Source organism: Haladaptatus paucihalophilus DX253 (assembly GCF_000376445.1).
In the GTDB taxonomy this organism is placed as follows: Archaea; Halobacteriota; Halobacteria; order Halobacteriales; family Haladaptataceae; genus Haladaptatus; species Haladaptatus paucihalophilus.
Genome location: NZ_AQXI01000006.1, coordinates 24,721 through 46,837, shown reverse-complemented (window position 1 = coordinate 46,837; position 22,117 = coordinate 24,721). Strand labels below are relative to the sequence as shown.

Genomic DNA, 22,117 nt, shown 5'->3' with positions numbered 1-22,117 from the left:
AGCCCGCTCCCGGCCGAATCAGGCGCTAAAGTCGTTCCCCCAGCCGCTTACCTCGTTGCTATCGTCGCGGATTCCGTCCACGATGTGGCTCTTTTTGACGTACGTATCGCTCGCCGATTCGGTCAGTCGAAGTCCCGGAAGGTCGCGCTCCGAGTTCGCATAAACCCCTTCTATCCACGAGCTGACGCCGTGGTCGATGATGGGGTACTCCTTGGAACGGAACTCCCCTTTGTAGACCAAGTTGTCTTCCCCGGTGTTGACCAACGCTCGACGGCGGGACGAACCCAACTGCTTGACGTAGAGGTCCCGGAAGTTACACTCGTCCCGGTCGCATCGGACGGCCGCCCGCGCACTTTCGTCGCCGCCGTTTCCGACGAAACGGCTGTCCTCGACGTGTACCGGGTCCTCGCCGTCCTGAATCCAGAGCGAGAAGCCGCCGGACGCTTCGTGGGTGAACGTGGAGTTCTTGATACGCGATTGGCGCGTGTCGTCCTGCAATCGGAGCGCGTGACAGACGTCGTTCCCCGACGTTTTGACGTTTAGGCCGTCGACGTACAGCAATCCGACGTTCTTCGACTTGATGGCGTCGCCGTTCGGGTCCGTAACTTCGACGTCACAGTCGATAATCCGCATGTATCCCGCGTTCTCCGCGCGAATGGCGTGTTGGTTACCGTGGCCGCTGCTCTCGTTTACCGAGATGGTCGCGTTCTTAACGATGCTATCGCGCCCGCCGATTCGGATGCTCGCCGTTTGGCTGTTCTCGTAGTAGCCGCCGTCAACGATTATCTGACCCGACCCGTTGGCGGCGTAGAGACCGTTGTCCGGGAACCGACCCAATTCGCAGTCCTTGAACGTGATGCTCCCCTTGTTGTAGCGGTTGCAGATGATACCCGTCGGACCGCGCCACAGTTGGTCGGCCGGCGTATTTCCGCTCCACGCGCCGCCGTCCGCCGCGCTGAAGTTATCGACGAGTCCCTCGCCGCTGGAATCGGTGATGACGAACCGCCCCGGACCCCACGTCCCGCTGTCGTGCTGGCCGTTGATGGTAACGTCCCGGACGATGAGACCGTCGTCCATCGCGGTTTCGATGACGCGGACCCCGGTGTCGTCCGCCGTTTGGTCCACGGTGATGTTCTGGAATCGGAGGTCACGACCCGGGCTGTAGGCGATGCCGAGACGGAAGAGGCGGTAGTTCCAGTCGCCGCCGTCGTCGAAATCGTAGTAGTCGGCCGGAACGATGGTCGTGTCGTCCTCGCCGATGATGCCGAAGTTGTTGAAGCCGGTGAAGCGGAACTGTTCGTCCATGTAGTACCGGCCACCGGGAAGATACAGAAGCGTGTCATCGTCGGCGTACTCTCGAAGCAGCGGCGTGATGGAATCGCCCTCGTTCGGGTCCGCACCCGCGTCGTCGACCAAGTTGACGACCGTCCCGTAGTCGCTCGCGTACGGAATTTCGGCGCTCGCCGTCCCGGACATCGTTTGCGTCCCTATGGCACATACTCCCGCGGCGGTTACCCCTTTCAAGAACGTTCGGCGCGTCGCTCCGATGGATGATTTCGAATCGTTAGTGTCGTGTGTGTCGCTTTGATGAGTCATTCTGAATCCCAGAGTTTCCTGACAACCGTCGTGAGAGAGGAACACAACCCCGATTTACCGGATTCCCGGTACGTTGGCAGCCCTGACGGTCAACAATAATATCCACTAGTATCTTTCGGCCAAAGTCTGTGGCTTAGTAGTTCCATTCTTTAAGTAAGCGACGTGTGACAACTCATGTCACGAACTGGGAGACGGAAAAAGGACGGAGAGACCGCGGTTCGGTCACGGAACGATTCCGTATCCGAACAGGATAGTGCTCTAAAGTAAACAGTACTACAAATTCAACACGTCCGCGTGAAGGTGTGCGATATCCACGCAGACGCGTTCCCACGTGAACTGTTCGGCGTGCGCTTCGATTCCGTCGCGGTTCCAGTCCTTTCGGAGGGCACGCACCACGGCGTCCGAAAGCGCGTCGTGGTCCTCCGGGCTATCGACGAGGAAACCGTGGTCCTCGGAGGTGACGACCTCTTCGCTCCCGCCGTTTATCGTGGAGACGACGGGCGACCCGCACGCCATGGCTTCCAACTGCACGAGGCCGAAGCTTTCGCTGTAACTCGGAAGCACGAACGCGTCACAGGCGCTCATCCAGTACCGGAGGTCGTCGTTCGAGACGTACCCCAGCAGCCGAACGTCGTTCTCCAATCCCAACTCCTCTATCTGCTCTTCGAGTTCCGAGCGCATTCCGCCGTGACCGCCGATGGCGCAAACGACGTCGCCCTCCCGTTCGATAATCTCAGGCATCACGTCGATGAGGTGGTGGAACCCCTTGCGTTCCTTGAGATGTCCCAGCGCGAAGAGCAGGTTCGTGTCGTCCGCGATGCCGAGTTTCTTCTTCGCATCAGCCTGTGGAACGCGCCGAAGGCGGTCCTGACTGAACCCGTTCGGGATGTAGAACACGTCGTCGTTGAACCGCCGAAGCGTGTCTTGGTCCTGCCGATTGACGCGAACGATGGCGTCGGCGGCGGCCCACGTTCGGTCGATTTTGTCGTTCGAGGATTCGAGTTGGTCCATGAACAGGTCGTGATTCTCGTGGACCGTGAGGACGAACGGAATCCCGAGGTCGCGCTGGAGGACGCGTGCGACGTATCCGGCGGTCCACGTCAGGTGGGCGTGAATCACGTCGAATTCGACGGGCACGTCGTCGAGGAGTTTCTTCACCTTTCGAGCGTGCTGGTCGCCGAGGAACCGACGGTGGAGGTCGAGCGGGAGATAGAGCAGCGGCGTGCTGATGACGGTAACGTTGTCCGGTTTGTCTTCTTCGTTTATCTTCGCATCCTTGCTGAACGGCTTGGCGTAATCGACCGGCAGATAGCGGGAGATGTCGGCGAACCGGTTGTAGCGGACGAGGACGTACACCTCCGAGAAGTAGTCGGCGAGGACGTCGACCTGGCCCTTGACGAAGTGGTTGTAGCTGTGTGAGACGATGAGCAAGTTCTTGTCCGCCAGAGCATCCAAGTCGTGATTCCTGGGAACATCCCCGGAATCCGGCGGTTCGACGGCTTGCGCACGCGTGTCGCTCGACATACGTGGTGAAAGGCATCCGTCGATGTTTATTATCGGGTGACTAAGCGCGGAGGTGTTACTCCGAAAACACCGAGTTGCAACAGACCGGAACCATCCCTTGTCGGTCGTTCTGGTCCCCCTACTGAGTGTTTACGAGGTCTATAATTAACCCGCAAAGACGTGATACTCTATTCATGTTACCGGTGGAACTGGCTCATCGAGCGTGTGGAGGGGTTCGGTATGAATACGGATAGGCTCCTCGCGGCGGGTATCGCGCTGTGCTGTATCTTCGCTATCGGGACCTCCGCTTCGACGCTCGGTACATCGGTCCACACCAAACCCGACGACGTTATCGATATCAACTACAAGTCGCTTCCCATCAACCCGAACGACGCGGGCGAGTTGAAGCGGGAAGCGCAGTCGAAGGGGTCACCGGCGTCATCGCAGTCGAAAAAGGAGCAGACGAACCGACAGGCGAGCCAACAGCAGCAAAAGCAATCCAACACGAACACGCAGAAACAGCAGTCGAAGTCGAAGGCCTCGTGGAAGCAGTTCGACTTCCTCGAAGACCTCCTCGCACTGCTCCGAAAGCTCATGCGCGTCCTCGTTTGGGTCGTTCCGGTCGCCGTGCTCGTCGGGGGTGTCGCGGTCGGCGTCCGGTTCCGCGACCACTTGTTCGACGATTCGGCGACAGAAACGACGTCCAGTAACGGCCCGGCGTCGCCACCAGCGCCGACTCCCGACCCGTCGAACGAAATCGAACGGGCGTGGTGGTCGATGGTCGAACGGTTCGGGGTGGACCGTCCGCACACTAAGACTCCGGGGGAGTGTGCGCGGGAGGCGATAGATGCCGGTGGCGACGAGGACGCCGTTCGAACGCTGACGCGGACGTTCGAGGAGGTCCGCTACGGTGGCGAACCGATCACCGACGACCGACTCGACCGAATCCGTCACGGTAGCGATAGACTCGGGGGTGAAACATGAAGGGTCGTCGCGTCACGCTCGGGCTCGCTGGCACCGTCGCGCTCGTCCTCGCGGTCGCTGGCGGGGCGAACGCGGTGCCGGTTCGCTCGCTCGTCACCGCGCTCGGCAACGACTACCTGCTCGTCGTCGCCATCGGCGGGGTCGGCCTCCTCGTGGCGATACCGGTCCTCACGTCGGGGAGGGACGGTAACCTCGTTCAAGCCGACATGCCCGCACCGGAGCGCCCCGTCACCGTTCCGCCCGCCGGACACGATTTCGACGAAACCGTCGGGTCGTGGCGCTATCGGCTTCCGGTCGTCGGTCGAAAGCGACGGCACGCCGTCGAGGAGCGCCTTCGAACGGCGGCGGTGGAAACGGTCATGCGCGCCGAGAACTGCTCCCGGAACGAGGCGAAACGCCTCGTCGAAACGGGGAAGTGGACCGACGACTCGACCGCCGCCGCGTATCTCAGCAGCTCCGACGTGTCCAATTCGAGCGCGGGCCGCCGCGTCTCGTCCCTGCTTACCGGCCGGACGTGGCACCAACACTGCGCCCACCGAACCGCTGCGGAAATCGCCGACAGGGGTGAAGAGCTGTGACCGAAACGCACCGATGGCGGGGGGTCATCGCGCTTTCGCTCGCCGCGGGCGCGGTCGGTCTGGCGGTCGATAGACCGTCGATGCTCCTGCTCGCCGTCGTCGGCGTCGTCTTTGCCGCCTATCCGCGTGTGGTTGCCGACCCGGAGCCGAAGCTCCGACTCGAACGGCGGCTGAGCAACAGCACGCCGCGACCCGGCGACGAAGTGACGGTCACGGTCACGGTGACGAACGAGGGCGGGTTCCTCCCCGACGTCCGAATCGTGGACGGCGTGCCCGCGCTGCTCTCCGTTTCCGGCGGGTCCCCGCGAAACGGTGCTGTCTTTTGGCCCGGCCGCTCGGTGCGTTTTTCCTACCGAATACAGGCCAAACACGGCAAACACCCGTTCGAACCCGCAACCGTCGTCGCCCGCGATTTGAGCGGCGCGCGGGAAGTCGAGACCACCGTGGCCGCGGATACGGAACTCGACTGCACCGCGACCGGAGCCGAGGGACCGCTCCGAGACAAAACGCTCGACCAAGTGGGCCGTATCGTCGCCCAGAAAGGCGGGAGCGGCATCGAATTCCACCGGACTCGGGAGTACCGTGCTGGCGACGCGATGCACCGCATCGACTGGAACCGCTACGCCCGAACCGGCTCCCTGACGACCGTCGAATACCGCGAGGAAAACGCCGCGACGGTCGTCGTCCTCGTCGATGCGCGGCGGGTCGCCTACCGATCGACGACGGACGAACCTCACGCCGTCGCCTACAGCGTCTCCGCGGCCGAGCAGTTGCTCGCGTCGCTTCACCGCGACCGAAATCTCGTCGGCCTCGCGGCGTTCGGGCGCGAACAGTGCTGGTTGGAACCCGGCGCGGGGCGGTCACACCGGGCCAATGCCCAGCGACTGCTGGCGACACACACGGCGTTCGCATCGCTCCCGCCGACGGAGGAGGCAGACCACGAGGAACAGGTCGAACAGCTTCGAACGCGCCTTCCCAGCGCGGCACAGGTGGTGTTGCTCTCGCCGCTCTCCGACCAAACCATCGTCGAGACGGCGCGCCGCCTCGACGCGTACGGCCACCGGATAAGCGTCATCAGTCCCGACGTCACCGCCGACGAGAGCGTCGGGCAGCGTCTCGCGGGCGTCGAACGCGAAAACCGCCTCAGTGAGCTCCGAAAGGCGGACATTCCGGTCGTCGAGTGGGACCCGGAGACGCCGCTCGCCGCGGCGTTACTGGACCGACCGAGGAGGGTTCGAGCATGAGCGCGGGGGCGACGAGAACGACGACCGCCACGCAACGGCCGACGCGCGTCGCGAGCGGACTCGCGGTCTGTATCGCACTGTTCGCGCTGTGGAAACTCGGCGCGTCGTCGCTGTCGCTCGCGTTGGAACTGCTCGGCGTGGCGGCGTTCGCCGCCGGTGTCGGTCTGTGGCGACGCGACTGGCTCGTCTCCGGTTCGGTGGTCGGATTCGTCGGTGTCGCCGGGTTCGCCGGGTCGCTCGGCGTCGCGTTCTCCGCGATTACCAAACTAAGCGGATACATTCGGCTAATTCCCGGGTTGATCGGCGTCATCGTTCTCGCGCTCGCGCTCGTCCCGGCGCGCGGAACGGGGTCCCGAGCACTCGTTAAGGTGGGTACCGCGCTCGTCTTCATCGGCGTGCTGGCATCCGGTATCTTCAACGCGGTCACGCTCGGGACGCTCCTGTTGGCCGGTGCCGCGACGGTCGTCGCGTGGGATGCTGGCGAGCACGCCATCAACGTCGGCGAACACCTCGGTCGCGGTCAGGACACGCACGAAATCGAACTCGTTCACGTCGCGGGAACCGGTGTGGTCGCACTCGTCGCCGTCGAGGCGGCGACGTTCTCGGGCGGCGTCGGCCCGTCGAGCCTCTCGCTGGCGTCTCTGGTGCTGTTGTTGGTTGCAATCGTCCTGCTCGCGGTGGCCCTCCACGATTAGCAAGTCGATAATAAAGCACGGAGAACGCACACGATTGAGCAACAAATGGCACCGACTGTTAGCGTCATCGTGCCGACGTACAACCGCGCGGACGCCATCCCTCGAACCATCGAGAGCGTCCTCTCACAGACGCTGGAGGACTTGGAACTTATCATCGTGGACGACGCCTCGCAGGACGACACCGAAGAGGTCGTTGCATCCTACGATGACGACCGAATCCAGTTCGTCCAACACGAAGAAAATCAGGGCGCGAGCGCCGCACGAAACACCGGCATCGAACGGGCGGAAGGAGAGTACATGGCGTTTCTCGACTCGGACGACGTGTGGCTTCCCACGAAGCTCGAAAAGCAGGTCCTCACGCTCGAACTGCGGTCCGACGAGTGGGTCGCCGCGTACTGCAAGGCGGAAACCGTCCACCCCGACGGGCAGAATCCGTTGGTGAAGGCCGTGACACAACTCATCTCACGCCGGAACAAGACCGAGGGTGCGGAAGGTGGGAAGGAACTCATCGGGCCGACGTTGAGCGACGACCTCCATACGAGCGCGGGCTCGACGCTCATCGTCGAGAGCGATATCGTCCGCGAAATCGACGGGTTCGATGAGTCGTTCTCCCGGTTCCAGGACCCGGAGTTCCTCATCCGCGTCCTCAAACACGGAAAGCTCGCCTGTGTGAACGAGACCCTGCTGCTCCGGTACGAAACAGGGTCGCCACCGGCCGATTCGGTCGCCAAAGCGGACGAACACTTCCGTCGGACGTTCTCCGAGGAAGTCGAACGGCTCGAGCAGCAGGGAATCGACGTGACCGGTGCACATCATTACATTCTCGCCCGCCACTATTTGGACGAGGGTCAGTTCCGGACGGGATTTCGATACCTCCGTCAGTCGCGTCGGCCGGAACCACGACAGCTTCCGGGACTGCTGTTGAACCTCTATAAGGGAGTCAAAGCAAACATCGGATGACACAACCGCGATACGCACACTACTATCTGGCGCTCTCGGTACTCTCGACGCTCTTATTCGGTGGTAGCGTCTTCAATTTTGGCCCGTTGGGTATGCTGTCACCGACGGAAACGACGGGGGTAGTAATCGTATCGTTCATGGCACTGACTATTTTTCAGTCAGTGGCAAAAAGATAGACACTCCCACACACTTTTCGAATCTAGTGAATACTCTCCGAAGAAACATAAATTCGTGCTCAGTTCACTCTGTTCAAACCGTACAATCGCAAGACGTGAACGGAATGCAACGGCTCGCAAGAAAGCGAGAGAGTCGGTCTGATTTATGATGTGTCGCCGTATGCAATCCATCGAAGAACCATGAGCGCTACGACGCAAACTCTCTCTGAAGCCCCGTCGTTGCCGAACGAGGATGAACCGGTCACGCTGACGAAGGACAAAATCTTCCACATCCTCCAGACGCAACGTCGGCGACACGCACTCCGATACCTGAAAAAACACGACACGCCGGTCGAGATGCGCGATTTGGCAGAACAGGTCGCCGCGTGGGAGAACGACACGACCGTGCAGGCGCTCGCCTCGGACGAACGCCAGCGCGTGTACATCGCCCTGTACCAATCCCACCTGCCGAAACTCGACGAAGAAGGTATCATCGAGTACAACAAAAGCCGCGGCATCGTCGAACGCGGCCAGTTAGCCGACGAGTTCGACCCCTATCTCGAACCGACTGAAGACACCGACGCCGACACCGACGTGTCGGAAACCGATATCGACATCGAGTCGGAGGACGACCGCTGGTTCAGTTACTACCGTTGGGCGACCGCACTGAGCGCGGGAACGTTCGCGGCCGCGTGGCTGAACGCGCCGCTCATTTCCGCCGCCTCGACCAACGCTCTCGGTGCGTTCGTCGTCGGTCTCTACGCGATGATCTCCGCGATGCAGTTCATACTTCGGTAAGGTTCAGGCCCCGGTCTGATCGTCGCTGAATAGTCTGTTTTAATATGTGTATTATTAAATATAAATGTATATGATTAACATTTGTCTGACACAGAACTATATGCCAAAGGAACTAAGCACCCCACTACGTAGTCGAAACAAATGTTCGGTCCCCGGAACCGTGACTGGTGGTCTATCTGCGCTATCCTTGTCGCTTTCCTCGTCGTCGGTGTCGCGTTGGTTCCGGCGTCAGTCGGAGGGAAAGGCGAGGCAGATACCGGACGGATTATCTCGATAAATCGAACCGGTAACGGCGTCGTCACGACGACGAACGGCGTGACGTACGTCTGGCAATCGGAGAAATACACCGCCAATGTCACATATCAGATAAACGCGAGCGAGGGAAAGTACTCGGTCTGCCTGTACGATAACCGTACCGGCAGCGACCCGGAGGAACTCGACTGTCAGAGCACGACGATCGGAAACGGGTCGAAAGCGACCGTCTCGCTCAACGGTTCCAACGCGACGAAAACCGGCGAGCGAACGCTCTACTTCCGCCTTCGACCGACTTTCGGGAGCAACGTCCCCACGTTCGACAGCCGCAGTATCAATCAGACGGTCATCACGAAAGAGGGCGACCTCGACCAGGACGGTCTGACGAACGAGTTCGAGGTCTCGAAAATACGAACGGACGATTGGCCGAAGGACGCGTTCAACGACCCCGACATGGACAGTGACGGCATCAACGACGGGGAAGAGATACACAAACGGAAGACGAATCCGATCAGCAACGACACCGACGGCGACGGTCTCCTCGACGGAAAGGAGATCCTCGTCGGGACGAACCCGAGGAACGCGGACAGCGACGGTGACGGGATAGACGACGGAACGGACCCGAAACCGATGAGCACGGCGGACACCACGTCGTCCACGGCGACCACGGGTGGAGGTCAGGGAAAATCTGGAGGATTCTCCGGCCTACAATGGTTCCTTATCGGCCTCCTCGGATTCGCTATCGGCGGTGGTGCGGTTGCCTTCTGGCGAAACAACCACGATAACGACGAACCGAATGCAAACGCATCGACGCCGGTTGTCGGTGACACACCACCACCATCACCGACCGAACCGGCGGAGAACGAGAAGGAGGACGACATCCTCACAGACGAAGGACTCGTGCTCAAGCTGCTCAACGAGAACCGCGGACGGATGAAACAAGTCGATATCGTCGACGAAACCGGGTGGTCGAAGTCGAAAGTCAGCAGACTTCTCTCCCGGATGGAAGAACGGGGCGACATCAACCGATTGCGCGTCGGTCGGGGGAACATTGTGTACCTCGATGGCGCGAAACCCAGCGGCGCACGGTCGCCACACGAAGAGGATTCGTATAGCTAAATAGATACTAAAAAACCACGCACAGGCAAGGGGAAACGGTTTCAACAGTACAAAGTTTCGACACTGTTTCACCCAGTTTCAGCTCCTTAATTGCTGGATAATAATGGTGGTACCCTGTGATGGCGGAAACGATGTCGATAGACATGAGCAGTTCCCGGAACGCCGACGACAGCACGATGGCCGATACGCAGTGTCGCAATTGCGATTCGTTCGTGACGCCGCAGTTCGCCCGCGTGTTCGGGAACAACCGAAACGAAGTGTACGGGTGTTTCGAATGTATGACGGCGACCGAAGTGAAGAAAGGTCGCGCCAACGACCCGGTGGAAGCCAACCGCGCCCGTGAGGAAATGCGGTAGTGTCCGTTAGGCACCTTTTCTCCACCGCAGTTCTCTCGGACGCGAACGATGCGAGTGACTACTGAAACCGAATCGTAACGAAAAGCGCAGCGGGTGTACTACTTGTCGCGAGAGACTTCCTCGTTCGGGTGTGTCATCGAACCCTCCGAGAGCGAGACGCCGGGATAGAGGCTGGTGTTGATACCGGTTTTCACGTCGTCGCCGACGACGACGCCGAACTTCCGTCGCCCCGTCGAAACGCGGTCGCCCTTCACGGTGTGTTTTACCGACTCTCCGTCGTGGCGGAGGTTGGCAACGTTCGTCCCCGCACCGAAGTTCACGTCCCGGCCGAGGACGCTATCCCCGACGTACGAGAGATGGCCGACGGTCGCACCGGGCGACAGGACGCTGTTTTTGACTTCGACGCTGTGGCCGACTTTCGCATTCTCGTCCACGAGCGTCGCCCCGCGGATGTAGGCGTTCGGGCCGACGGACGCGCCCGAGCGGATAAGTGCCGGTCCCTCGATGACGACGCCGGATTTGACGGTGGCACCCTCCTCGACGACGACGTTCCCGTCGAGCGTGGCTCGCTCGCTCACGTCCCCGCGGACGTCGCGTTCCAATTCGTCGAGTTTCCACTCGTTCGCTTCGAGCAGTTCCCACGGACGACCCACGTCGAGCCATCGCTCCACTTCGACGGCGGTGACGTCGTACTCCTCGATGACGCGTTCCACGACGTCCGTGATTTCGAACTCCCCGCGTTCGCTTTCGCCCACGTCGAGCCAGTCGCGCGCTTCCTCGGGGAAGACGTAGGCCCCCGTGTTGGCGAGGTTCGTCGGCGGGTCGTCCGGTTTCTCGACGATGCCCGTCGCGCGCGGGCCGTCCGTCGAGATGACGCCGTAGTTCGAGGGGTCCTCGACGTGATACGTCCCGACCCCCGGACCGTTCGAGAGGAGTCGTTTCACGGCCGCGGTGTCATAGAGGTTGTCGCCGTTGAGGACGGCGAACGGGCCGTCGATGTGTTCGCGTGCCGCACGAACCGCGTCCGCGGTCCCGCGCTGTTCTTCCTGTACCGAGTATTTGACCGGGATACCGGCGTACTCCGCGCCGAAGTACTCCCGAACCGTGTCAGCTTCGTACCCGACGACGAGGACGAGTTCGTCCGCACCCGCCTCGACGGCGGCGCGCGCGGTATGTGCGACGAGTGGTTCCTCTGCAACCGGCAACATGGGTTTCGGACACGATGCGGAAAGCGGTCGCATTCGTGTACCCTCACCCGCAGCCAGAACGATTGCCTGCATAGCAGTACCTTCCGCTAGAAGGCGTATAATTATTCACGGACTAACGTCGGGACTACAGTCGCGTCGGGGAGCGGTCAGACGAAAGGATGTCACGAAACGGGTTCGATTGCTCGCGGGATGGCAGTTCCGACCAGACGTCCGTTCCCTCGTAGGTTCGGCCGAACTCCATGTATTCACGGAGCAGCCACAGCGCGTGATTCTTCGACCCGAGTCCGGCGAGAAGTGTCCGCGTGACACCCTCCCGAGCGACGAGGGCTTGCCACTCGTCGCCGACGCGACGACAGAACACCGACTCCTTCCCATCCGACCACTCGATGGCACCGTAGACGTTCCGCAGAAGCCGATAATCGCCGAGACAGACCGGAATAGCGCCGTGGTACCCGTCCGCCTCCTTGACGACGTGGCTGGCGACCTGACTCATAGATATCCCTCGCTTGCGTCGTGGCACACCCGAATCATCTCTATCAACTCATTTCGGAGAACAGGGGAAAGGTGTTGACCTTCGTGTTCCCATTCTTTATATAGGGTCAGCTATATTGGCGTCAGTTCAACATAAAATAACTAAAATCGCAAGATGGAGGCGACTTTTCTGCTGTCGGGTAACGAATAGAACGGTGTGAAACCGTATTCCCCCTTTTTGCGTCTAGAGAAAAAAGGGAGGTGTAATGAGTGCGACCGAAAGCCGCCACGAGGTTTCCGACTTGGTTGATTCGTTCGTCGGCCTCGAAATCGAAGACCCCCTCCGCGTTACCGTCGCAGATGTCGATATCGATTGTCACGTTCACGACATCGACCGGACGAACGACCGATTCACCATCCTCGTGAAAACGTTTGCCGGGGACTATCTCCGCGTCGAAACCCAGTGGGCCGGTGGATGGCTCGACCCGCAAGTGGACCGACTCAAGCCAGTGGCGGAAGAGCGACAGCCGCTCGGCAAGCTACAGGACGTCAAAGCGGTGTGAAAAGGCGCCAGGGAGAGCGGCGTTAGGGTGAGCCGTTTGGAGGAGGATTGTTCTTATCGCTTGGCGAGCCGCGTGATTTCGACCATCAGGTCGATACCATCGGCACAACGGAACGTCCACGCACGGTCGAAGCCGATACCCGACCGAGAGGCACTACGGAGGAGGGATGACAGTTCGGTTTCGAACTCCGTTTCCCCCATCGTCGGGGCGTATTCGTCACAGGAATGCGCGGTGTCGGAGTCGGTCACGAGTCGCGTCACTTCGACCATGAGGTCGGGATGGTCGTCGTCGCGGCGAAACGCCCACGAACGGTCGAAGGTGACGCCACCGCGGCGGGCCGCATCTAAGAGGGCTTTCAACGAACCCTCGAATTCTTGGGGACCTGTCCAGAGAGATGCACTGTCAGTTTGGCTCATTTTTCGCTGTCCTCGATTTTGCCATCTCTTCGGGGGGTAATAAAAACAGAAACTCGTCGTGCACCGTTTCGGATAGTTTCAAACCGCGTATGTTGCGGTTTCGGAGCCTGAAAACCGAAAACAGACGCCCCGAAATTCACCGTCGAGGAGAGACGCGATCTAGCTGTTCAGTCAACAGTCCGTTGACAGATTGCGGATTGGAAACGTTTTCGAACACTAGATTGTCCGTCGTAACGCCCGCCGTGTGTATTGTTACCGTTCCATAGTCGAGTATGCGCTCCAAAAGCGACTGTGAGAAGGCGGTGTTTCGTACTCGGTCGAGTCGTATCTGCGTGACGTCCTGTGCGAAAACGCCGCGTTTGTGATACACTTCTTCCGTCGTGAGGACGAACCACTCGCTCCGCCACCGAACGAACGGGGGAATGGCGATGGCGAAACCGACCGGGATGAGGAGGATGCCGACCCAACTGAACCCGCCGAAGACGTCGCTTCCAGCGATTCCTGCACCGAGCAAGAGGAGGACGATACCGAGAACGATGGGCGGGAGGACGAGATAGACGCTTCGATGGCCGGCCCACAGTACCTCTTCGTCAGGTGTGAGGTGAAGCCACGGCACGTCGAAATCGCTTGCCATGATATGCCAGAACGAGAACGGCGAGTACCTTTATCTTTTGCCGCGAACGCGAGGAAAATCGAACCGGGAGAGAGCAAGGTCGCTTCATCACGCCTCGTCCATCGTCGGTAGCCGCGTTCCTCGCCGACGTAGGTCACGACGACAGTACGATTTTCCCGTTCGGCGTCGTTCGATACACAGTGGGAGAGATGAGCACAGTTCGGGTCGCACTGGGACAGCAGAACTACACCGTGGGTGATATCGCGGGAAACGAACGAAAAATCGAGGACGGAATCCACCGCGCACGCGAAGCGAACGCCGACCTCGTTGTGTTTTCGGAACTCGCGCTGGTCGGCTACCCGCCACAGGACCTCGTGAAACGAACGGCGTTCGTCGACGCACAACGCGACGCGCTCGACCGAATCGCGGCGGAGACGACCGACATCACCGCCCTCGTCGGGTTCGTCGCCCGAAATCCGGAGCCGTACGGGAAGGAAGTACAAAACGCGGTTGCGGTCTGTCGGGATGGCGAAGTCACCGGCCAAACCGAAAAGCGACTCCTCCCGACCTACGACGTGTTCGACGAGGACAGATTCTTCCAACCGGCGACGCGGCAATCGGTCCACGCGCTCCCCGACGGAACCGAACTCGGCGTGAGCATCTGTGAGGACGCGTGGAACGAACCCGACGTGTGGGAACGGCCGGAGTACGACGAGGACCCCATCGAAGACCTCGTTGACGCGGGAGCGGATCTGCTCGTGAACTGCTCCGCGAGTCCGTTCTACGGCGGGAAAGGTGCGTTTCGAGAGCGACTGTTCGGCGCACACGCGAACGACCACGGCAAATGGCTCGTCTTCGTGAACCAAGTCGGAGCGAACGACGAACTCGTCTTCGACGGTCGGTCGTTCGTCGTCGCACCCGACGGGACGATAGCCTGCCGACTCGCCGCCTTCGAGGAGGATTTCGCCGTCTACGACGTCCCGCTCGATGTCGAGTCACCCGCGACGCACGACGTCGCCGACGAACCCGCGACGGGTCCGGCCGAAATCCGGTCGGCGCTCGCCCTCGGAATCCGGGATTACGTCCGCAAGACGGGGTTCGAAAACGTCGTCGTCGGTCTCTCGGGCGGTATCGACTCCTCGATAACGGCCGCGCTGGCCGCCGACGCGCTCGGCCCGGAGAACGTCCTCGGGGTCGGCATGCCGACCCGATACACCAGCGACGCGAGTGAAATCGACGCCCGCGAGCTCGCCGAAAACCTCGGCATCGACTTTCTCGACCTCCCGATAGAGAACACCTTCGAAGCGTTCGAGCGCGAACTGACGCCGATTCTCGACGAGACGCCGGGCGTCACGGAGGAGAACGTACAGGCTCGAATCCGGGCGACGACGCTGATGGCGATCGCCAACGAACAGGGTCGTCTGCTTCTCGCCACGAGCAACCGGAGCGAACTCGCGGTGGGGTACACCACCCTCTACGGCGACATGTGCGGAGCGCTCGCTCCCATCGCCGACTGCCCGAAGACGTTCGTCTACGACCTCGCAAGACACCTGAACGAGCATGAGGAAACCATTCCCGAGCGCGTCATCGAGAAACCGCCCTCCGCCGAGCTTCGAGCGGACCAAACGGACGAGGACGACCTCCCGCCGTACGAGATACTCGATTCGATTCTCGCGGGATACGTGGACGAGGGACAAACGACCGACGAACTGGTCGAATCGGGTCACGACCGCGAGATCGTTGAGCGCGTGCTTTCGATGCTCCATCGCGCCGAATACAAGCGCTTTCAGGCCGCCCCCGTGCTGAAGGTGTCGCCGAAGGCGTTCGGCGTCGGGTGGCGGTATCCGCTCGCGGCGAACTACGAGGGTGTACTGTCGAAGTGAGCGGAACGTGCTACGTCGTCCCGTTGCACTTTCACCGAACGTTAGAAAATGATTTTTATACCCGAACGTGGTAAATAAAGTTCGGTGAGGAGGCCGGTCCGTCACGGTCCGTCCTTTGAATCGAGGAATGGTTGTATGAGAATCAGTAGTACAACGACGGGGGACTCCCCGTCAAACGATTCGAGAGACGAATCGCCCGCCGAATCGATGACGCGGTGGCGTCGGTTCGGCGAGTTGCTGAAGGTGTGGGGAAGTGCTATCGAAGTGTGGCTGAAAATACTCGGGCTGCTGGTCGTCGGACTGGCGACGCTGTTGCGGTCGCTCCCGCTCCACTGACCTAAAAGCGGAAGACGAATCCCCGTCTACTCCCCCCCGCGGAAGCGAGACACGAAGCCCGAGACGTACTGTGCGAGCGTCAACCCGAACACCAACCCGACGAGACCGAGCCCGCCCCAGAGGACGAGCGTCGAAGGAAGGTCGCCCGTCTTGGCGGGGGGCTGGACGTCGCTCAATCCGTCGGATTCCTTCCCGGAGTTGCCGTTGCCGTTCGAATCGCTAGCGGCCTTCCCGACGTTCGATCCCGCACTATCCGAATTTCGCAACGGCTCGAGGTTCGGCTTCGTGGTGGTCGTGACGTGTTCGTCCAACCACGGTGTCATCGACTGTCCGGCCACGTCGGCGACGATTTTCGTGAAGTCGGCGTAGGTGACCGTCCCGTCCCGTCGGTTCATCCGGTCGAACACGTCCATGAGACTCCGCTTTCCGTCCGTTGCCTTCTGTATCTTCTCGTCGAGCGCCCAGAGAGTGAGCGCACCGCGGTAGTACGGCACCTCGCGGTTCGCCCACGTGTCCGTGTTCGAGAGCACGGACTCGTCGTACGACTTCAACGAGAGCGTATCGGCGACGGCGGATTTCGACGTCCGACCCTGCTGCATGGCCAAGTCGGACGCGAAGTACGCGGCGCTCGCCTCGCGGAACCAGCTCATTCGGTCGCCGAGGTCGAACGACTGACGCGTGTGGATGTACTCGTGCAGCCAGAGGTTCTGGGGGTCGTCGAGCCGAGCGGCCTCGTGTACCCACAGTTCGTCGTACCTCGGCGAGGCGTACCCGCCGCGCCATATCGGGTCGGGGAGGACGAACAGCAACACGTCGTTCGGAGTCTCCCCCGGAATCCGTTTGCTCGCCGCGGCGAGCGAGTCGAAAACGTTCCGCGGCGACTCGGCGGGAGACGCGTCGGCGGCGACTATCATCCGGAATCGCTGCCCGTTCTCACTGCGGACGTGCTCGTCGTACTTGCCCACGTAGGTGAACGCCGACCCGAGAACACCGGCGTCGGCGAACGAGACGTCTCGATTAGGATACTCGTCCTGAAACGGATGGAAGTAGCTCCACTCGTCGTCCCCGCTCTCCCCCCACGCGACCGACACCCGCGGCGTCGGCGCGAGCGTCCAGTCGTCGGTGGCCGCGAACTCCCGGCCGTTCCCCGATTTCACGCTCGTGGTTATCGTCATCGAGGGCGATTCCGTCTCCCCGTCCCACCGGAGCGCGTGGTTTCCGTTCTTCGTGCTGTCGGCGACGAATCCCTCGGAAGACACCACGTTTCCGGTGTAATTGATGAGCCAGAATCGGTGTGCGTCACCCGGCGTCTCGAAATCGAGGTGGTACCGAACCACCCCGTGATCCGCCGGACGGCGCTCGACGGAAATCGAGACTCGCGGTGGATCCGACGACGACTGCGCCGTCGCTGGCGGGACGAACGTCCCGGCGACGAGCGACAACACGAGTAGCAGTGCAACTGTCCTCCCGGAAACCAGACCCACAGACCCCATCGACAATGCCGTCGAGGGGATGGCGTTTTGTTATACGTCGCCTGAAGCGAAACAGGGGTCGTCAAACCCGTAGCGCGGCGTTACGAAGCAAGCGAATAGAAAAGAAAACATGTCCTGTGGCTCCGCCGCCCTCTCACGGACCGAACGACGCCAGTTCCGAGGGTCCGGGACGCGGATCGACCTCGAACTCGGCGGTTCGAAGACGCGGGGCGACTATATCGCCGCGGTGTTCGAAATCGAGCAGGAAGACGCACGAGATAGCCAAACGTAAATCGCTCGCCTTCGATACCCGAAGCATGGACGAACTCGAGAGCCTCAAGGGCTTTTACGACCGCTACCCCGAGGAGTGGGCGGCGTGGCGCGAAATCGTGGATACCGTCGAGGAGACGGCCCGCGAGTTCGGCTTCCGCGAAATCGACGCCCCGAGCGTCGAACCGACCGACCTCTTCCGAGTGAAATCGGGCGACGAAATCGTCGAGCAGACCTACAGCTTCGAGGACAAGGGCGGACGCGAGGTCACGCTCATTCCCGAGCAGACGCCGACCCGTTCGCGGTTGGTTCAACAGCGAAAAGACCTCGGAACGCCGATAAAGTGGTTCGACACGTCGAAACGCTGGCGCTACGAGGCGGTCCAGAAGGGCCGCGACCGCGAGTTCTTCCAGACCGACATCGACATCTTCGGCGTCGAATCGGTCGAAGCGGACGCGGAAATCATCGCCTGTGCGGCAACCATCTACGAGAAACTCGGCGTCGCCGACGCGGTGGAGTTCAGGCTGAACGACCGGCAACTGCTCGACGCCCTCCTCAAAGCGATGGACGTGGAGGGGAGCAAGGACGTGATGCGCGTCATCGACAAGAAGGAAAAGCTCAGCCGCGAGGAGTTCCTCGACAACCTCGAACTCGAAGGCGTGGACCGCGCGACCGCCGAGGAGATAGACGAACTCACGGCCATCAGCGGCGAGATGGAGAGCGCGCTGGTCGAACTTTCGGACAAAGCGCCCGAGGGCGACGCGGCGGACGACGCCATCGAGCGGATGCACGACCTCTACGACGTGCTGTCGGCCTACGACGTCGAGGATATGTGTACGTTCGACCTCTCCATCGTGCGCGGGATGGACTACTACACCGGCCTCGTCTTCGAGGCGTTTTCGACGGAAGGTGACCTCCGCGCGCTGTTCGGCGGCGGACGCTACGACCACCTCATCGAGCAGTTCGGAAGCCGCGAAGTACCGGCCATCGGCTTCGCGTTCGGTTACTCCACGACGATGCACTTGCTCAAGAAACTGGGCGAGTGGCCCGACGAGGCGCTTTCGACCGACGCCTACGTGCTGACGATTTCGGATTCGGTGCGCGAAATCGGACTGGAGTACGCGAAGGGGTTGCGCAGTGCCGGATTGACCGTCGAAACCGACCTCACCGGACGAAGCGTCGGCGAGCAGTTCGGCTACGCCGACCGCATCAACGCCGAGTACACCGTCGTCGTCGGCGAACGCGACTTGAACGAGGGCGTCGTAACCGTCCAGAACATGGATTCCGGCGAGGAAGAGCAAGTACCGAAGAACGAAGTCGTCGAGAACGTGCTCGACCGACTGTAAACCAACTCGGTCCGCTTTGGGCCGTTCTGGCGTTCCGTTTTTCCGTAGCTCCGTAGTTCCGGCGTTTTCCACGCTCTATTCGCGGAGATGGCGGAGATGGTCCGGCGACGGGGTGGGTGATTCGCCGCCGATACCACTAGATTATACCACAGGAGAATAAACCGTGAGACATGGCGTTCAGCGACCGACTGCTCGCGGCAGGCGACCGACTCTGGGAGGAACAGAAAGCACACCCGTTCGTCGTCGAACTGGCCGACGGAACGCTCGACCCGGCGGCGTTCCGTCACTGGGTCGAACAGGATTATCTATATCTCAAAGACTACGCCCGCGTATTCGCACTCGCCGGATGCAAGGCGCGCGACGAAGAGACGATGACCCACGCGTTCGACGTCGCTCACGCGATTCTCGCCGACGAGATGGACCTCCACCGGGCGTTCGCCGCCGAGTACGGAATCTCCCGTGCTGAACTCGAATCGGTGGAGAAGGCACCGACCTGCCTCGCGTACACGAACTACCTTCTTCGGGTGGCCTACGAGGGAACTCTCGCCGAACTCGCGGCGGCCGTCTACCCCTGTGGACAGGGATACCTCGATATCGCAGACCACATGGCATCCATCGCGGACGGCGACCACCGTTACACGCCGTTCATCGAGAAGTACACGAGCGACGAGTTTCGGAATTCCGTCGCGTGGATGCGGACCTTCGTTGACCAGCAGGCCGAGGCGTTCCCCGGCATGCACGACGCGATGGAGGACGCGTTTCTGACCAGCACGCGCCTCGAAACAGCGTTCTGGGGCATGGCGTACGAACGCGAAACGTGGTCGAACACGAGATAGCGGACCCATCGAAAGGGCTATCAAAACCGTAAAAACTAGCAAAACTAGAAAAAATAGAAAAACCATAAAAACCATCCAAACTGCTAAATTTCGAATTCATCGGGGCGATTTCGGGCGTTCACTTTCACTCGGCAGTGAATCGAGACGCGTCCGAAACGCGGGGAGAGGGAGGGTAAGCGGCGGGAACAGCCGGCCGTTTACTTTCGCCTCGGGTAAGAGTCGATATTTAGGACGAAATTATCGTACGGTGCGGTATGAGCGTACACGACATCGACGGACCGATTTCGAAGTGGCGCTACACCTGTCCGAACGGCCACACCAGCTGGGAACCGACGAACAGCCACTTTTGGTGTCACCAGTGTAGTCGATCATCCGGAACGGACGCCGAATTCTGGAAGCTTCTAGACAGGAAGACGGGCGAACGACTCGCACGCGAAAAGGTGAGTATCCATGGCTAAGGCAGATCGGGAGGACGCCGACGGTTCCGGCCGCCACGGTATCTGGAACCGACACAGCCGTTCGAGTCGGCGCTGTCGCAATCCGAACTGCCGAAACGATCACGTCGACCCCACGTTCGCGCGAACGATGGGAACCGAGGATGGCATCGTTTTCGCCTGCCCAGAGTGTACCCGCTGGGCGGCCTTGAAGCGCGGAGCCGCCGCAGACCCGACTATCGACCATCGCGTCGATAGGGACTGGCGATAGCGTGTTCGTCGTTCGACGGGGAACGTCGATACCACCGCCCTCTCCCACACTCCGAACAGTATCGCTTCACTTTCACCCCGGGTAAGAGCAAGCTCTTTTCAGGTGAACCACGTCGATTCGAGCGCGGGAGTACCCGCGGGGGACGCGACTACCATCCCGCGCGAACCCCCCGATTTTGTTTCCAACACGGCGGGTGGTCCCTTCACCCGCTATTCGAAATCGATACCGGTAATTTCGAACCGCGAACCACCGGCACTTCCTTCCAATACGTTAATCTCCCAGCCGTGCGCTTCCACGATTTGCTGGACAATCGACAGGCCCAAACCGGTTCCGTTGTCCGTCGTGTACCCGCTCTGGAACACCAATTCGCGCTCGTCGTCCGAGATTCCGGGACCGTCGTCAACGATACAGACGCCGTTCGAGATACGTTTGACGTGAACGGTGACGTCCCGTCCGACGTGCTCGATGGCGTTCCGGAACAGGTTTTCGAACACCTGACTCAACCTGTCGATGTCCGCCGAAATCTCCTCTTCCACGTTCTCCAGCATCAACGTCGCCTCGGGCGGAGCGGCACGTGACCACGCGTCCTCGACGATTTCGTGAAACTCCGTCACCTCCTTCTCCGTGAGCGCATCGGGTTTGCGCGCGAGGTCGAGCATTTCGTTTATCATCCGTTCCATTCGGTCGAGCGCACCGCTGACCTCCTCGAAGGCGTCCTCGGAGTCTTCCGCCCTCGCAACGCGGAGGTACCCCTGGGCGATACCGAGGGGATTGCGGAGCTCGTGGGCGAGCATGCTGGCGAACTCGTCGAGGCGCTCGTTTTGGCGCTGTAGTTCCTGCTTTCGGCGCTTGTGTTCGGTCACGTCCCGAATTATGCCGATGATTTCCGGGTTCTCCTCGTCGAAACGCATCCGCGTCGTGTTAATTTCGGCGTAGCGGTTTTCCCCGTCCGGGGTCATGTACGTCACCGAGTACGGAGAGGAGTTACCTCGCTTCCGTTCGCGCATATCCGCGGTGAGTTCGTCGATGGAATCGTTGGGGAACGCATCGATGTTTTCGAGCCGTTCGCCGAGAACAGCAGACCGGTTGCGTCCGGAAACGTGACAAAACGCGTCGTTTACCGACTGAATCCTTCCGTCCGCATCGAGAACGAACACGGGGTCGGGGGCCGTCTGGAACAGCGTTCGGAACCGATGTTCGCTCTGTTCTTTCTCCCGCTCGATTTCGACGGAAAGCCGCCGCCGTTCGAGCAATCCGTCCAGGCGCGCCTGTAACACCGCCTTCTCGATGGGTGTCGTGATAACCTCGTCGACGCCCTGCCACACTTCCGGCGTCCGCGCCGGGGAATTCGTCGATGTGACGAGGAGATAGGGAAGGAACGTCGGGAGGGACGCCTCCTTTTTGGCTTCGAGTTCGTCACGATAGCGACTGAACGACGCTTCGTCGACGATACACAGGTCGAACGACGTATCGACGCCGTGTTTCGGAAGCACCACTTCGTACTCCGACGTGAGCCAGTCGGCCAACAAACGACGGTTTCGGCGGTGGTCGATAAGCAGAAGGATACTCCCCTTCGTGACCGACTCCTGACTGGATGCCGACCGATTTTCGCTCATGTTATCGTTCCCGTACGTAGTCGGCCAAACGGAGCCGTCGGAACGCGGAGTGTCTCAAAGGAGATGACGCGAAACCCCTCTGGAGACGCGCCGTGGAGGCCAGTATCATAGATGTTATTTTCGTAGTGGATTCATGACCGAG

Annotated in this window: 24 protein-coding genes; 16 read left to right on the top strand and 8 right to left on the bottom strand. The window is 60.8% G+C overall.

The window, feature by feature from the left end; all coding sequences use genetic code 11:
• Positions 1-18: 18 nt before the first annotated feature.
• Both B208_RS0122730 and B208_RS0122725 read right to left on the bottom strand, forming a co-directional pair.
• On the bottom strand, positions 19-1,596 hold the full coding sequence (locus B208_RS0122730) for a twin-arginine translocation signal domain-containing protein (protein WP_081460921.1): 1,578 nt from the start codon (positions 1,594-1,596) through the stop codon (positions 19-21).
• Positions 1,597-1,869: 273 nt separating this feature from the next.
• Entirely contained in the window at positions 1,870-3,120 is a 1,251-nt protein-coding gene (locus B208_RS0122725) for a glycosyltransferase (RefSeq protein ID WP_018129204.1), read from the bottom strand.
• Between the two features lie 219 nt (positions 3,121-3,339).
• On the opposite strand from B208_RS0122725, the gene B208_RS0122720 reads away from it, so the two are divergent.
• The 8 genes from B208_RS0122720 (at position 3,340) to B208_RS0122685 (ending at position 10,240) form a co-directional block, all read left to right on the top strand.
• Complete coding sequence (locus B208_RS0122720; protein ID WP_232423945.1) at positions 3,340-4,083, top strand: DUF4129 domain-containing protein; 744 nt, start codon at positions 3,340-3,342, stop codon at positions 4,081-4,083.
• Positions 4,080-4,661 carry a DUF7269 family protein gene (locus tag B208_RS0122715; RefSeq protein WP_007981264.1) on the top strand — a complete coding sequence of 194 codons (582 nt, stop codon included), beginning with the start codon at positions 4,080-4,082 and terminating at the stop codon, positions 4,659-4,661. Before B208_RS0122720 ends, B208_RS0122715 begins: the two co-directional genes overlap by 4 nt.
• Positions 4,658-5,905 carry a DUF58 domain-containing protein gene (locus tag B208_RS0122710; protein WP_007981262.1) on the top strand — a complete coding sequence of 416 codons (1,248 nt, stop codon included), beginning with the start codon at positions 4,658-4,660 and terminating at the stop codon, positions 5,903-5,905. Before B208_RS0122715 ends, B208_RS0122710 begins: the two co-directional genes overlap by 4 nt.
• Entirely contained in the window at positions 5,902-6,600 is a 699-nt protein-coding gene (locus B208_RS0122705) for a DUF7519 family protein (protein ID WP_007981260.1), read from the top strand. The genes B208_RS0122710 and B208_RS0122705 overlap by 4 nt, the downstream gene beginning before the upstream one ends.
• Before the next feature lie 45 nt (positions 6,601-6,645).
• Positions 6,646-7,560: a glycosyltransferase family 2 protein gene (locus tag B208_RS0122700; protein WP_007981258.1), complete on the top strand. Its 915-nt coding sequence runs from the start codon at positions 6,646-6,648 to the stop codon at positions 7,558-7,560.
• Positions 7,561-7,916: 356 nt separating this feature from the next.
• Entirely contained in the window at positions 7,917-8,513 is a 597-nt protein-coding gene (locus tag B208_RS0122695; RefSeq protein ID WP_007981256.1) for a DUF7344 domain-containing protein, read from the top strand.
• Positions 8,514-8,654: 141 nt separating this feature from the next.
• Entirely contained in the window at positions 8,655-9,884 is a 1,230-nt protein-coding gene (locus tag B208_RS0122690; protein WP_007981255.1) for a DUF7343 domain-containing protein, read from the top strand.
• Between the two features lie 119 nt (positions 9,885-10,003).
• Positions 10,004-10,240, top strand: a complete 237-nt coding sequence (locus B208_RS0122685; protein WP_007981253.1) for a DUF7563 family protein — start codon at positions 10,004-10,006, stop codon at positions 10,238-10,240.
• A 98-nt stretch (positions 10,241-10,338) separates the two neighbouring features.
• On the opposite strand, the gene glmU is transcribed toward B208_RS0122685, so the two are convergent.
• Together glmU and B208_RS0122675 are read right to left on the bottom strand one after the other, a co-directional pair.
• Positions 10,339-11,520 (bottom strand): bifunctional sugar-1-phosphate nucleotidylyltransferase/acetyltransferase, encoded by a 1,182-nt coding sequence (gene glmU, locus B208_RS0122680; protein ID WP_007981250.1) that lies wholly within the window; start codon positions 11,518-11,520, stop codon positions 10,339-10,341.
• Between the two features lie 52 nt (positions 11,521-11,572).
• The gene (locus B208_RS0122675; protein WP_007981248.1) at positions 11,573-11,941 is read right to left on the bottom strand and encodes a hypothetical protein; all 369 of its coding nucleotides are present in this window, start codon (positions 11,939-11,941) and stop codon (positions 11,573-11,575) included.
• A gap of 244 nt (positions 11,942-12,185) precedes the next feature.
• Here B208_RS0122675 and B208_RS0122670 point away from each other — a divergent pair, with 244 nt between their 5' ends.
• Complete coding sequence (locus B208_RS0122670) at positions 12,186-12,482, top strand: hypothetical protein (protein WP_007981246.1); 297 nt, start codon at positions 12,186-12,188, stop codon at positions 12,480-12,482.
• A 53-nt stretch (positions 12,483-12,535) separates the two neighbouring features.
• On the opposite strand, the gene B208_RS0122665 is transcribed toward B208_RS0122670, so the two are convergent.
• Both B208_RS0122665 and B208_RS0122660 read right to left on the bottom strand, forming a co-directional pair.
• Positions 12,536-12,898: a hypothetical protein gene (locus B208_RS0122665; RefSeq protein ID WP_073096829.1), complete on the bottom strand. Its 363-nt coding sequence runs from the start codon at positions 12,896-12,898 to the stop codon at positions 12,536-12,538.
• 136 nt (positions 12,899-13,034) lie between these two features.
• Positions 13,035-13,532 (bottom strand): PH domain-containing protein, encoded by a 498-nt coding sequence (locus tag B208_RS0122660; RefSeq protein WP_007981242.1) that lies wholly within the window; start codon positions 13,530-13,532, stop codon positions 13,035-13,037.
• A gap of 188 nt (positions 13,533-13,720) precedes the next feature.
• On the opposite strand from B208_RS0122660, the gene B208_RS0122655 reads away from it, so the two are divergent.
• Together B208_RS0122655 and B208_RS24090 are read left to right on the top strand one after the other, a co-directional pair.
• Complete coding sequence (locus B208_RS0122655; protein WP_007981240.1) at positions 13,721-15,394, top strand: NAD+ synthase; 1,674 nt, start codon at positions 13,721-13,723, stop codon at positions 15,392-15,394.
• Positions 15,395-15,529: 135 nt separating this feature from the next.
• Positions 15,530-15,730 carry a hypothetical protein gene (locus tag B208_RS24090; protein ID WP_007981238.1) on the top strand — a complete coding sequence of 67 codons (201 nt, stop codon included), beginning with the start codon at positions 15,530-15,532 and terminating at the stop codon, positions 15,728-15,730.
• 26 nt (positions 15,731-15,756) lie between these two features.
• Here B208_RS24090 and B208_RS0122645 read toward each other — a convergent pair whose 3' ends face one another.
• Positions 15,757-17,223, bottom strand: coding sequence for a M61 metallopeptidase family protein (locus B208_RS0122645; RefSeq protein WP_139025524.1), 1,467 nt, complete (start codon positions 17,221-17,223; stop codon positions 15,757-15,759).
• 109 nt (positions 17,224-17,332) lie between these two features.
• Between B208_RS0122645 and B208_RS24625 the strand changes: the two genes are divergently transcribed.
• The 5 genes from B208_RS24625 to B208_RS24085 all read left to right on the top strand — a co-directional run bounded on the left by B208_RS24625 (position 17,333) and on the right by B208_RS24085 (position 20,359).
• Positions 17,333-17,494 carry a hypothetical protein gene (locus B208_RS24625; protein ID WP_007981234.1) on the top strand — a complete coding sequence of 54 codons (162 nt, stop codon included), beginning with the start codon at positions 17,333-17,335 and terminating at the stop codon, positions 17,492-17,494.
• A 25-nt stretch (positions 17,495-17,519) separates the two neighbouring features.
• Complete coding sequence (gene hisS, locus B208_RS0122635; RefSeq protein WP_007981232.1) at positions 17,520-18,818, top strand: histidine--tRNA ligase; 1,299 nt, start codon at positions 17,520-17,522, stop codon at positions 18,816-18,818.
• Between the two features lie 170 nt (positions 18,819-18,988).
• Positions 18,989-19,654 (top strand): thiaminase II, encoded by a 666-nt coding sequence (gene tenA / locus B208_RS0122630; RefSeq protein ID WP_007981230.1) that lies wholly within the window; start codon positions 18,989-18,991, stop codon positions 19,652-19,654.
• A gap of 254 nt (positions 19,655-19,908) precedes the next feature.
• Positions 19,909-20,112 (top strand): hypothetical protein, encoded by a 204-nt coding sequence (locus B208_RS0122625; RefSeq protein ID WP_007981228.1) that lies wholly within the window; start codon positions 19,909-19,911, stop codon positions 20,110-20,112.
• The gene (locus B208_RS24085; protein WP_139025523.1) at positions 20,105-20,359 is read left to right on the top strand and encodes a DUF7563 family protein; all 255 of its coding nucleotides are present in this window, start codon (positions 20,105-20,107) and stop codon (positions 20,357-20,359) included. The genes B208_RS0122625 and B208_RS24085 overlap by 8 nt, the downstream gene beginning before the upstream one ends.
• Before the next feature lie 209 nt (positions 20,360-20,568).
• Here the strand turns inward: B208_RS24085 and B208_RS0122620 are convergent, their stop codons facing one another.
• Positions 20,569-21,975, bottom strand: coding sequence for a sensor histidine kinase (locus tag B208_RS0122620; protein ID WP_007981226.1), 1,407 nt, complete (start codon positions 21,973-21,975; stop codon positions 20,569-20,571).
• Positions 21,976-22,117 lie beyond the last annotated feature (142 nt).

Coding starts and splice junctions, on each gene's coding strand:
- B208_RS0122675 (WP_007981248.1), bottom strand. CDS start 11,941: ATGAGTCAGGTCGCCAGCCACGTCGTCAAGGAGGCGGACGGGTACCAC.
- B208_RS0122690 (WP_007981255.1), top strand. CDS start 8,655: ATGTTCGGTCCCCGGAACCGTGACTGGTGGTCTATCTGCGCTATCCTT.
- B208_RS0122730 (WP_081460921.1), bottom strand. CDS start 1,596: ATGACTCATCAAAGCGACACACACGACACTAACGATTCGAAATCATCC.
- B208_RS0122670 (WP_007981246.1), top strand. CDS start 12,186: ATGAGTGCGACCGAAAGCCGCCACGAGGTTTCCGACTTGGTTGATTCG.
- tenA (WP_007981230.1), top strand. CDS start 18,989: ATGGCGTTCAGCGACCGACTGCTCGCGGCAGGCGACCGACTCTGGGAG.
- B208_RS0122625 (WP_007981228.1), top strand. CDS start 19,909: ATGAGCGTACACGACATCGACGGACCGATTTCGAAGTGGCGCTACACC.
- B208_RS0122700 (WP_007981258.1), top strand. CDS start 6,646: ATGGCACCGACTGTTAGCGTCATCGTGCCGACGTACAACCGCGCGGAC.
- B208_RS24085 (WP_139025523.1), top strand. CDS start 20,105: ATGGCTAAGGCAGATCGGGAGGACGCCGACGGTTCCGGCCGCCACGGT.
- glmU (WP_007981250.1), bottom strand. CDS start 11,520: ATGCAGGCAATCGTTCTGGCTGCGGGTGAGGGTACACGAATGCGACCG.
- B208_RS0122620 (WP_007981226.1), bottom strand. CDS start 21,975: ATGAGCGAAAATCGGTCGGCATCCAGTCAGGAGTCGGTCACGAAGGGG.
- B208_RS24625 (WP_007981234.1), top strand. CDS start 17,333: ATGTCCTGTGGCTCCGCCGCCCTCTCACGGACCGAACGACGCCAGTTC.
- B208_RS24090 (WP_007981238.1), top strand. CDS start 15,530: ATGAGAATCAGTAGTACAACGACGGGGGACTCCCCGTCAAACGATTCG.
- B208_RS0122725 (WP_018129204.1), bottom strand. CDS start 3,120: ATGTCGAGCGACACGCGTGCGCAAGCCGTCGAACCGCCGGATTCCGGG.
- hisS (WP_007981232.1), top strand. CDS start 17,520: ATGGACGAACTCGAGAGCCTCAAGGGCTTTTACGACCGCTACCCCGAG.
- B208_RS0122715 (WP_007981264.1), top strand. CDS start 4,080: ATGAAGGGTCGTCGCGTCACGCTCGGGCTCGCTGGCACCGTCGCGCTC.
- B208_RS0122685 (WP_007981253.1), top strand. CDS start 10,004: ATGGCGGAAACGATGTCGATAGACATGAGCAGTTCCCGGAACGCCGAC.
- B208_RS0122655 (WP_007981240.1), top strand. CDS start 13,721: ATGAGCACAGTTCGGGTCGCACTGGGACAGCAGAACTACACCGTGGGT.
- B208_RS0122720 (WP_232423945.1), top strand. CDS start 3,340: ATGAATACGGATAGGCTCCTCGCGGCGGGTATCGCGCTGTGCTGTATC.
- B208_RS0122660 (WP_007981242.1), bottom strand. CDS start 13,532: ATGGCAAGCGATTTCGACGTGCCGTGGCTTCACCTCACACCTGACGAA.
- B208_RS0122705 (WP_007981260.1), top strand. CDS start 5,902: ATGAGCGCGGGGGCGACGAGAACGACGACCGCCACGCAACGGCCGACG.
- B208_RS0122695 (WP_007981256.1), top strand. CDS start 7,917: ATGAGCGCTACGACGCAAACTCTCTCTGAAGCCCCGTCGTTGCCGAAC.
- B208_RS0122665 (WP_073096829.1), bottom strand. CDS start 12,898: ATGAGCCAAACTGACAGTGCATCTCTCTGGACAGGTCCCCAAGAATTC.
- B208_RS0122645 (WP_139025524.1), bottom strand. CDS start 17,223: ATGGGGTCTGTGGGTCTGGTTTCCGGGAGGACAGTTGCACTGCTACTC.